The organism is Peribacillus sp. NPDC060253 (genome assembly GCF_042727425.1).
Taxonomy (GTDB): Bacteria; Bacillota; Bacilli; order Bacillales; family DSM-1321; genus Peribacillus.
In genome coordinates, this window is record NZ_JBHXAS010000147.1 from 1 (window position 1) to 9,954 (window position 9,954).

8 protein-coding genes and 1 pseudogene are annotated in these 9,954 nt (G+C 37.6%); 1 reads left to right on the plus strand and 8 read right to left on the minus strand.

What is annotated here, in order from left to right:
- Nucleotides 1-646 precede the first annotated feature (646 nt).
- The 4 genes from ACFWE9_RS23720 to ACFWE9_RS23735 form a co-directional block, all read right to left on the minus strand.
- Nucleotides 647-1,339 (minus strand): aspartate/glutamate racemase family protein, encoded by a 693-nt coding sequence (locus ACFWE9_RS23720; protein ID WP_230155975.1) that lies wholly within the window; start codon nt 1,337-1,339, stop codon nt 647-649.
- A gap of 256 nt (nt 1,340-1,595) precedes the next feature.
- Nucleotides 1,596-1,937, minus strand: coding sequence for a cupin domain-containing protein (locus ACFWE9_RS23725; protein ID WP_377359109.1), 342 nt, complete (start codon nt 1,935-1,937; stop codon nt 1,596-1,598).
- Between the two features lie 196 nt (nt 1,938-2,133).
- Nucleotides 2,134-2,625: a CDP-diacylglycerol--serine O-phosphatidyltransferase gene (gene pssA / locus ACFWE9_RS23730; protein ID WP_230155973.1), complete on the minus strand. Its 492-nt coding sequence runs from the start codon at nt 2,623-2,625 to the stop codon at nt 2,134-2,136.
- 96 nt (nt 2,626-2,721) lie between these two features.
- The gene (locus ACFWE9_RS23735) at nt 2,722-3,330 is read right to left on the minus strand and encodes a DedA family protein (RefSeq protein WP_377359103.1); all 609 of its coding nucleotides are present in this window, start codon (nt 3,328-3,330) and stop codon (nt 2,722-2,724) included.
- A gap of 514 nt (nt 3,331-3,844) precedes the next feature.
- On the opposite strand from ACFWE9_RS23735, the gene ACFWE9_RS23740 reads away from it, so the two are divergent.
- A complete protein-coding gene (locus ACFWE9_RS23740; protein WP_230155970.1) occupies nt 3,845-4,714 on the plus strand; it encodes an STAS domain-containing protein in 870 nt (289 codons plus the stop codon).
- A gap of 636 nt (nt 4,715-5,350) precedes the next feature.
- On the opposite strand, the gene ACFWE9_RS23745 is transcribed toward ACFWE9_RS23740, so the two are convergent.
- The 4 genes and pseudogenes from ACFWE9_RS23745 to ACFWE9_RS23760 form a co-directional block, all read right to left on the minus strand.
- Entirely contained in the window at nt 5,351-6,751 is a 1,401-nt protein-coding gene (locus tag ACFWE9_RS23745) for a catalase (protein ID WP_377359111.1), read from the minus strand.
- Nucleotides 6,752-7,320: 569 nt separating this feature from the next.
- A pseudogene (locus ACFWE9_RS23750) lies at nt 7,321-7,766 on the minus strand (family 4 glycosyl hydrolase); the annotation flags it as partial.
- Between the two features lie 158 nt (nt 7,767-7,924).
- Nucleotides 7,925-8,854 (minus strand): DMT family transporter, encoded by a 930-nt coding sequence (locus ACFWE9_RS23755; protein ID WP_377359105.1) that lies wholly within the window; start codon nt 8,852-8,854, stop codon nt 7,925-7,927.
- Complete coding sequence (locus tag ACFWE9_RS23760; RefSeq protein ID WP_377359107.1) at nt 8,841-9,521, minus strand: GntR family transcriptional regulator; 681 nt, start codon at nt 9,519-9,521, stop codon at nt 8,841-8,843. The genes ACFWE9_RS23755 and ACFWE9_RS23760 overlap by 14 nt, the downstream gene beginning before the upstream one ends.
- Nucleotides 9,522-9,954 lie beyond the last annotated feature (433 nt).

The following is a 9,954-nucleotide window of genomic DNA, read 5'->3' on the forward strand; positions in this document are numbered from 1 at the left end:
AATATATATTATGTAAACTAGAATAAAAAAATTATTATTTTAGCGATTACAACTTCAGTTCTCATATTCTTCATTAGTATCCCCTAACTTCGCTCAAGCTGCCACCTTGCTTCCTATAACTCTCATGGTTCTTCCTTTAAGTTGGTTGGTTCTCATAATAGATGGTTTCAAACATAGTTCCTTCGGTTGAACTGAATAATTCCCAGGAGTTCAGTTCAAGCTGCAGCTAATTATCTGATGTACATTACCGATCATTTGACTTAGATGATCTTATATCGTCCAGGATGTGTCGTTTTGACTGAATTTGGTGTATAAATCATTAGGTGTTTGCATGAAATCCGACTACTCAGCAGGTATTCAAACACCTAAAGCTGTTAAAAATCCACCTATATATATGACCTTATTGGAGCTTCACAAATTATTGACCTATTTAGAACATCATCCGCGGCACAAAAGAATTAGTAATGAGGAATGAGACGCCAAGAATTAATAATAATAGAAGCAAGTTAATTTAGATAATCAAACGATCTTAGTTCAAAAAAAAGGGAGAAATGGACGCCTCCTCCCCTTCATCCCATTTGTCTTACCGTTATTGGAGCAGCAAAAAGTGAACCGATCGTTTCCGATATATTTTCAGCCCTTCCCATTAGTTTTCTAATGCCATATTAACAGATTCAACGGCATGAATTACCGTGGTATCAAATAAGGGTACTTCTGAATCCTCTGGTTTTACTAATAATCCAATTTCTGTGCAACCTAATATTATTCCTTCAGCTCCATCATCAACTAACCTCTTGATAACCTTTTTGTAATAATCCCTTGATGATTGTTGAATTTCCCCTAAACATAACTCTTCATAAATTACCTTATTTATTACTTTTCTTTCCTCATTATTTGGTATTAAAACCTTAATACCATTAAACTCAATTCGCGTTTTATAAAAGTCTTGCTCCATCGTATATTTAGTACCAAGTAAACCCACCGTTCTTATTCCGGCCTTTTGAATTTGATTTGCCGTCGAATCAGCAATGTGCAGGATTGGTAAACTAACTTTTTCTTCAATATATTCGATCACTTTATGCATCGTATTTGTACAAATCACAATAATTTCTGCACCTGCCTTTTCCAAAGACTGAGCAACATCCCCTAATAATTTACCAGAACTTTCCCAATCTCCTTGAGCTTGATAGCGTTCGATTTCATCAAAATCCACGCTGTATAAAATGCACTTGGCTGAATGTAATCCTCCCAATTTGTTTTTCACTTCTTCATTAATAATACGATAATATTCTAGCGATGACTCCCAACTCATTCCACCAATAAGGCCAATTGTTTTCATAAAACATTCCCCTTTTCATTTGATATATACAGAAAACCCCATTTGCATTCAAGGACTTTGTACAGTTTGGTTATTGCTTGGTTATGTATGTTTGTGTACTGTAGCAGTTTGAATAGAGATTTCCCCTCTTTATCTAAGCCTTCGAGGGCATCATAAACCCTCTTTAAATCATCCATGTCCAAATGCACGGCTTATTGATTTAAAAGGTTGTCCAAGGACGCTGGATGCCTAATAGGAGTTCGTCTCGTTATTAGTTTTAGTCCACTAAAATCCTATCACCTTTACTTGTCGGCTGAGAAGTCACCAAAAACTCAACTTCATTATTTGACTTGTTAAACATTTGGTGTGGCACCAAAGGAGGAACTTCCACTCCCTCTTGCGGATTTAAAGTAATCTCTTTACCATCTACCTCAATGGTTGCTATACCTGATAAGACAAAGAAAAATTGGCGTGCGTGTTGATCATAATGTTTTATTTCAGATGTATGAGCAGGCATACGTTCATGAATGATACTTAAATCTAGATTTTTCACTACATGCCACCCATCACAATTGTCTCCCCATATGTAATGTTCAGCATTGTGTTTACTTTTTTTCATCATTTCTATTCCCCTTTGTATTTATAATACATTCTTACGCATACCTTATGGAACTATCCTGTAGTAAAAAAAAAGCTGCCCAGCAACCCTGTTTTTGCAGGAGCTGCCTCAGCAACATATCAGCATTAAGAACATTTTTATAGTGCCTTACAACGTTTTTCAGAGGTTATTAGCTTTTTTGCAATGAATAATTAAATTAAAGTTTTTTTACCCTAATTGGACTTACCATTAAGAAAGCAAGCAATAAAGTAATCCACGCATTGCTATATAAAAAGAATCCCATACCAGCCAAAGGTAATCCAGCAGCAGGAATAGGTAATCCTTTAAAATATCCAATGGTTGGTTTAACACTAAACTTAGCTAATCTTAATGCTCCCATCGTTGGGAAAAGGATAAATGCCAAAGACGTTAAAATCGATGGTGCTGCTATCGAATGAAATAGAATGGCAGGAGCTACTCCGAAACTAATAATATCAGCCAAGGAATCCAATTCCACACCAAATTCACTGTTCACTTTTAATTTTCTTGCAACCCTTCCATCAAAAAGATCTAAAAAAGCCGAAAAGAAAATTAAAACCGATGCTACTTCCAAAAAGCCACTCATGATATAGGTAATTGATAATACACCGCACAATAAATTTCCAATCGTAAATAAATTGGGCACAGCTTTTACTATCTGATTGAACAAGGTAGTTCCCCCTGACGTCCTGGAGCATTTTCTATATATTCTTCAAACATACAATGAGTTTGACAATTAACCCGATATTTCTCCTTAAAGCGACTTTTATGAAATACCCCTTCTTAATCGATTTCTTCTCTTCCATAAAAGATAAAAGAATATTGTAAGGACCAATATACTCGTTATCAAATAAATTCTGTATGTTGAAATATACAGTTCAACATTGGTCCAATTTTCGCCTAATATCCTGCCTAGTGTGATAAAAGTAAAACTCCATATTAATGCCCCAGCATAGGCGTAAATAATAAATTTTCTAAAGGAGAAGCGATTGACAGCTGCCATATACGCTGTAAGGTGGCGTACCCCAGGAATAAAATAACCAAATAATAAAAGATAAGGTCCGAATTTCTTGAACAAATTCTTTGTTCTATTAATTTTTTGTTCGGTAATGTGAATTTTGGGTCCAAACTTTTCTAATAAAGGCAGCCCAAATTTATAACCAATGAAGTAGCTAAGCGAAATCCCCACAGTTGCTCCTACAAAGGCACTTACTATTGAAATTAAGTAAGATAATTCACCTTGAAACACACTATAACCAATATATGTAAGGAGAACCTCATCGGGTATAGGAAGTCCTACAATACCTCCGATTAAAGCAAATATTATTCCGAAGTACCCATAATGCTCTAGAAGGTAAGTAATTTGATTTTCCACTTTTTCACTCCACCTTTTAGGTAATGTCTAACAATCATTCGAAAAGAAAGATATACAAAATGTGTGTGTAAACTATTTTATGTTTAGGTTAAATGCACAAAAAAATTCATGATTAAATTTAACAAAAATAAAGAGGCTGTCAATCATATAACGGGTTAGGGATGCAGCATTCCAGGTAAATAGGCTTCTATTGCTGTTTACCTTTAAGTTGATATCCTTAACTTTCGACATAGAGAACCTCTCAATCTCCTTTGGTTTATTTTCCGCTTTCAGCCGCTTCTCTACCGTTTCATGAGGTCCTTTTCCCACGGTTTCACTGTTTTTATTGCCAAACATTAATGAATGGCATATAGGACAATTAAAATTTACTATTAATAAGTTAACAAGCGATAATGATCTTACTTATTCTATCCCGCTAACGCTAAAGTTTTTCTTTTCATTAAAGGGGGTACAGACTATATTATAAAGAGCAGGTAAAAAAAGTAATCTATATTATTGGTTGGAGGAAGACCTTGTGAACAATGAATTAATAACGTTAGGCAAAATGATTATAGACAAGAAACATGAAATTGCCCACACTGTTCATACAGACAGAATGGCTGGAATCCAAATGACCGAACAGGAAAAAAAGGAGTTTCAACAAATAGAAGCACATATTTTGGACATTCGAGGTAATTTAATTAGCTTATTCGGTGAATCATTAATTGAACATGCTGACAATGAAAAATCCTTTCAAAAAATATTCCAATGGGGGAAAGAAACTGGGGAATACTTTTATACGCTGGGAGCACCACTTGACGAAGCGTTAAAAGATACGAGCTATTACCGAACCTATATATGGAAAGCCGTTGAGAAAGAAGTAAAAGAAAAAAACATGTCTGCATCTACCGTATTTGACGTCATCCATATCTTTGACCCCCTCTTAGACCGAGCTGTTTATAGTTTTAGCCTGACCTATGTAAAATCCTTTCAAAAAACGTTGGAAAATGCGAAAAGTGCATTTTTGGAACTTTCAGTGCCGGTTATTCCTCTTACAAAAGGTATAGGTGTACTGCCGTTGATCGGGAATTTAGATACTGAAAGATCCCATTTACTTATGGAAGAAACACTTAGTCGTTCTAATGAACTAAAGCTATCTCACCTTATCATTGACGTATCTGGAGTTCTGCTTGTTGATACGATGGTAGCCGATCAACTATTTAAAGTAATTGATGCCTTAACTCTTACTGGGGTTGAGACCATAATTACAGGAATTCGTCCAGAGGTTGCCCAGACAATGGTGAGCCTCGAAATCAATTTAACTAAATTAAACTCGAAAGCAAACCTTCAACAAGCATTCAATGAGATTCAATCACTAAAAAACCTTAATTATAACGGGTGTTAAATAAAAAATAAACAAGCAGATGTACTAATTAGTACATCTGCTTGTTTGCAGTACAACACTTACTATGATTTTATCTTACAAATGTAATAAAATCTGTGTTAGCTGGATAATGAGAAATGTTTTGAAGTTTTCTTCATTTTGTTAATTAAGTTTTACACAAATCGCTATATCACCTTCCGACCATATAGGCAATGTTAACTGTCCATTCCTTTTAATCTAGTTACCCATACTTGTTCTGCATAAAGGATATGAGAAAATAATCTTTTCAACTATTGGTTGTCACCCTCAACATTTTGTAACGTATATAGAATGCATGGATTAGCCCAATTTACATGCTCATACATCTTTTGAATTGTTTTCAATGAGTACCTCCCCCACACCATCAATCATCCGGTTTGTATAAATTCTATAAAGCAGCTCTATCCCTTCTTCACTTACCTTTCCTTTGTACAATAAATAACCTTAATATCCGTATGTAGAGTTAGTTTTTGATAGTCATCTGTTGCACATCGAGTGTTGATCGATTCACCCCTGCAGAATGATAATTATCTTGTTGAAACATATGAATAGGGTGCTATTTTTTATCATAGCACCCTCCCCTGTCACCTTTTACCATTCACCGTGATATCCAAAGAATTATTCATTTGACTGACTTTCAATTTGCCGGGTAACCCGTTCCCCCAGTTCCGCTGACGCATTATTCAGATAGGTCAGGACCATGCTTCGCGTCTCATGGGATATCCCGGCAAGATCGGCGGAAAGGTTGTTTACCAGATGTTCTTGACCCGCAGGAGACAGAGTTTGATAATACTGGCCGGCCTGTATGAAATCGTCCTGTTTGGACAGGTCGGACCTTACGAGATGACCCTCTACATATCTTCCTTCTCCGCTTGTTATAAGTGAAGCCGGCGTCCAGTCTTTCTGATCGTTAACGGGTATTCCCCGAAAATCCGGACCGATCCGCCGACGCTGTGAATCCGTGTAAATGTTTGCGCGTCCCTGCAGCATCTTATCGTCTGATAGTTCCGCTCCTTCCAAAAGATTAGACGGCGAAAAAGCCACTTTCTCTACCTGCTCCATATAGTTGTCCGGATTGCGGTTCAATACCATCCGGCCAACCGGTATCAAAGGGTACTGCCGTTCATCCCAGACCTTGGTATCATCCAATGGATCAAAGGGAAGAGTGGCCTCGTCATCAGGATTCATAAGCTGCACATAAAGCCCATATTCAACGGTCTTTCCCGCTGCAATGGTATCATACAAATCCTTGCCTGCAATATCGGGATTCTCGCTATTCCACCTGGCGGCTTCTTTACTGTCTATATACTGCTCGCCAGCAAGAGGAACCCAGTGGTATTTCAGATAATGGCGAACGCCTTGGTCGTTTCTCCAGACGTAGGTGTTCACACTATGGCCAGGGATATGGCGCAAACTTTTTACCGTGCCTGCGTCAGAATAGAGCCTGACAACAAAATGAGTGGATTCCGGCGCTCTGGCAACAAAACTCCAAAACCGGTCGGGATCGATCAGATTGTTTTTCGGCGAGGGCAAAAAGGCTTTGATGGACTCTGGAAAACGTATGGCGTCACGTACGGAAAACACAGGAATATGGTTGCAAATCAGATCAAAAATTCCTTCTTCCGTGTAAAACTTGGTGGAAAATCCGCGCACATTTCGGGAAGTATCCGGAGTTCCTTTCGTGCTAACGGCAAGCGAAAACCTTACAGTGACTGGAACCTGCTGTCCAGGAGTTTGCAAGAAGCTAAGCTTTGTATATTCCGCCATGGAATGCATGTTCTCAAAGTAACCGAAAGCACCAAAGCCTTTGACGTGCACCGGCCTTTCTATGATTTTTTCATGGACAAAAGTCTCCAGTGTTTCATGTAAAATACTGTCTTGTTCAGTAACGGGACCTCTTTTACCTACAGTCTGTGAATGGAAAGCTGCGGGTATATCCCCTTCCCATTGTGGAGGGCTATTCCTTTTGATCGGTTCATCCTTCACAGTATCCTGCACTGATGACTTTTGAGGAATCATTTCCTTAGCCTGTATTTTTAATTTTGATATATTGTCATTCGTGGGATTTCTTTTGCCTGTTTCATCTTTTACAGTATCCTGCACAAAGGGTCTTTGTTGATCATTTTCGTTAGCCTGTATTACTGACTCTGATATATGATCATCGGTTCTTTCAGTTTCCTGATCTTGTTTTTGCATGCTTTGCTCTCGAACCGACGGACTTTTGGATATAGTTCTGTTTAGGGGCTTTGTGCTTGGTAAGGGAGATTTTGCTTCTAATTGAAACCAACCATTGTTTTCTTCCATAATCCTACCTCCCATGTCCACAATTCTTTCTGATATATTTATGTGAACTACAAGGCAATTATGATTATATACACTAATTGGAAATGCTTATATCCATTCAACAAAATACAATTTCAGGTAGGAAATAGCAGATCGCGATTGTTTTTATTCTCAGTAAGCGGGTGAATGATGCTCTATGAAAATTCATATTTATTTCTATAAGGGATGACCATTTAGTAGTGGTAAAAATAAGATGACCCCTATTAACAGGGGTCATCATTTCCTATCATCACATTGTCCTAAATCTAAGATTTCACTTCATTAAACAATTGCGGCAGATCTTCTTTATGCGCTTCAAGCATCTCATCCAATATTTTTTTGGGATGGTGTCTGATAGTACGAGAGGATTAATGGTCATCGCTGCTACCAATGCTTTATGATAATCTCCTGTAACGGCAGCTTCAGCAGCCATTCTTTCAAAAGATTTAATTTGCTGGACAAGTCCCCGGACTGCCACTGGCAGGTCGCCGATGGCAATGGGTCTTGGTCCTTCCTTTGTGATCACACAGTTGATATCGATGGCTGATTCGTCTGGAATACTCGCAATCGCTCCGTTATTACGTGTGTTAACTGGCTGTATATCCCGCTTATCGTTATAAATTGAATTGATGAGACTGCACGCCGCTTCACTGTAATATGCTCCACCGCGTTTTTCTAGTTGAGTAGGTTTAACATTCAGTTCTGGGCCCTTTTACAATTCGAGATTCAAAAAAAGCAATTCACATGATGTGAAATTGCTTTTAAAAAACGGAGAGGATAGATATAATAACTCATTTTAACTAGATTTGTTGTTTATTAGATTTATTTAGCTTTACAAATTTATACACTCTGCCTATTTGAAAACCAGCTTTATTTGTTTCTTACTAACGATAAAATCGTAATGGTGATAATAATGCAAAGTGTACCAAGCCACTCGGCGAAACCGAATGTTACATTTAGCCAGATAACGGAAATAAATGTAGCGGATAATGGCTCAACCGATGCAAATAAACTAACCTCGGAAGCAGAGATGTATTTTGTACTTTCCAAATAAAAATAAAAGGCGATGATCGTCCCGAAAATGATGATGAACAGGACGGCAATAAGGGAAAAAATCGTCCAATTTCCTTCAAATGCCCATGGAGGATGAATGAAACTAAAAGCAATGCCGCCAATTAACATGCCCCATCCAACAACAATCATGGAACCCCATTTTGAAAGCAGTTTATATGGTTGCAATGTATAGAAAGCCAGTGAAAAAGCTGATGTAATTCCCCAAAACACCGCCCACCCCGATATGGAAAGTGCTCGGACACTGCCCCCTGTTACAAGCAAAAAAGTGCCTAGAATCGCTATTATCACAGCAATACTAACAGTACTGGTTGGAAAGCGTTTTAAACGAAATGCTATATAACATGTGATTATCGCGGGTGCTAAGTATTGAAGAACAGTGGCAGTTGCTGCATTGCCATGTTCGATTGCTGCAAAATATGTGTATTGGACAGAAAGCATACCCAGAGTTGCAAAAAGGATGATTTGAAAGCGATCAGTTTTAGCTTTCCAAATTCCCCAAACTTGTTGTTTTTCCTTTTTATACGCAAGCCCCAATAAGATGACGCCTGAGAGCAATAAGCGAACAACCGTGAGCCATTCAGGACTGAATCCTTGGCGTTGAAATAAATACTGTGCCGCAGTTCCCGATACCCCCCATAATCCTGCGCCTGTAAGGACTAAAGCAATCCCTTTATTCCTTGAAGACGATAAAACTAGAGGATCGATTAGCATATTATTCTTCCCCATTTTTCTTATCCTCCTGGTGCGTTTGAATTCTATAAAAACTTTCTTTCCAATTCTTTTCTATCGTTTCAAGCACCAAAGGGAGATTTCTTTGCCTTAATGCCTTTATAATCTGATCATGTTCATCAATTGAAACGTGAACATCACTGACTTGATTAAAATAAAACAGTTCAATTCGTATGAGTTTTCGTTTTAGTCCTGAGAGAATCCGCTTCAATTCATCATTTGTAGAAAGTTTGATGTAAATGGAGTGAAATTCATTATCTTTCTGTACTGCAGTACTTTGATTTTCTTCGTTCATTGCTTTTTTCAGCTGCTGATTGATAACGTCCAACTCATGTATGTGTTTTTCTTGAATGATTTCAAAAACTTGTTCCATGGCTAACTTTTCAAGTGTCCACACTAGGGAATAAATGTTTAATATCTCATCGAACCGAATGGGGGACACAATTGTTGAACGACTTGGCTTAGTTTCTACAAATCCCTCATCTTCGAGCCTTAGCAATGCTTCTCTAATAGGGGTACGGCTAACTCCTAATTGTTCTGCTAATTCTTTATCACGTAATTGTTGACCTGGCAGGAGGGCCCCTTGGACAATCCAATCCATTAAAATTGTATAAGCTTCTTCACGTACAGAAGTACGATTGATTTTTTGTGTTGAATGTACCAATGACGATGTCCTCCTTATTATTTTGATTTACCTCACAATATGCAATATATCACATATTGCATATTGTGAGGTAAAGTTTTGAAAAGTTTCATTTTTTTCGGATGTGCATTACTTGGCGTATGACTCAGTCCAGGTGATCTCGTCTCTGAAGACAGAAAAAGCAAAAAATAATATTAGACACTAAAAAAGTTCATACATACCATAAATGCCAAAAAGACAACACTCCAAATCAGAGTACTGTCTTTTTGGCATCTTCTTTTTCGCAGTCCATTTAATTGGATTATGATAAAACTAATCATTTTATTCCGACTAATTACAATGCCGTATTATACCCATTCTGGATCGGTTATTGGTGGTCTTCCGATACTCTTATATCCTTAGAAAGCTTAAAACAAATCTAATCTTTTATAATTAATGAACTGTATAAAAACTG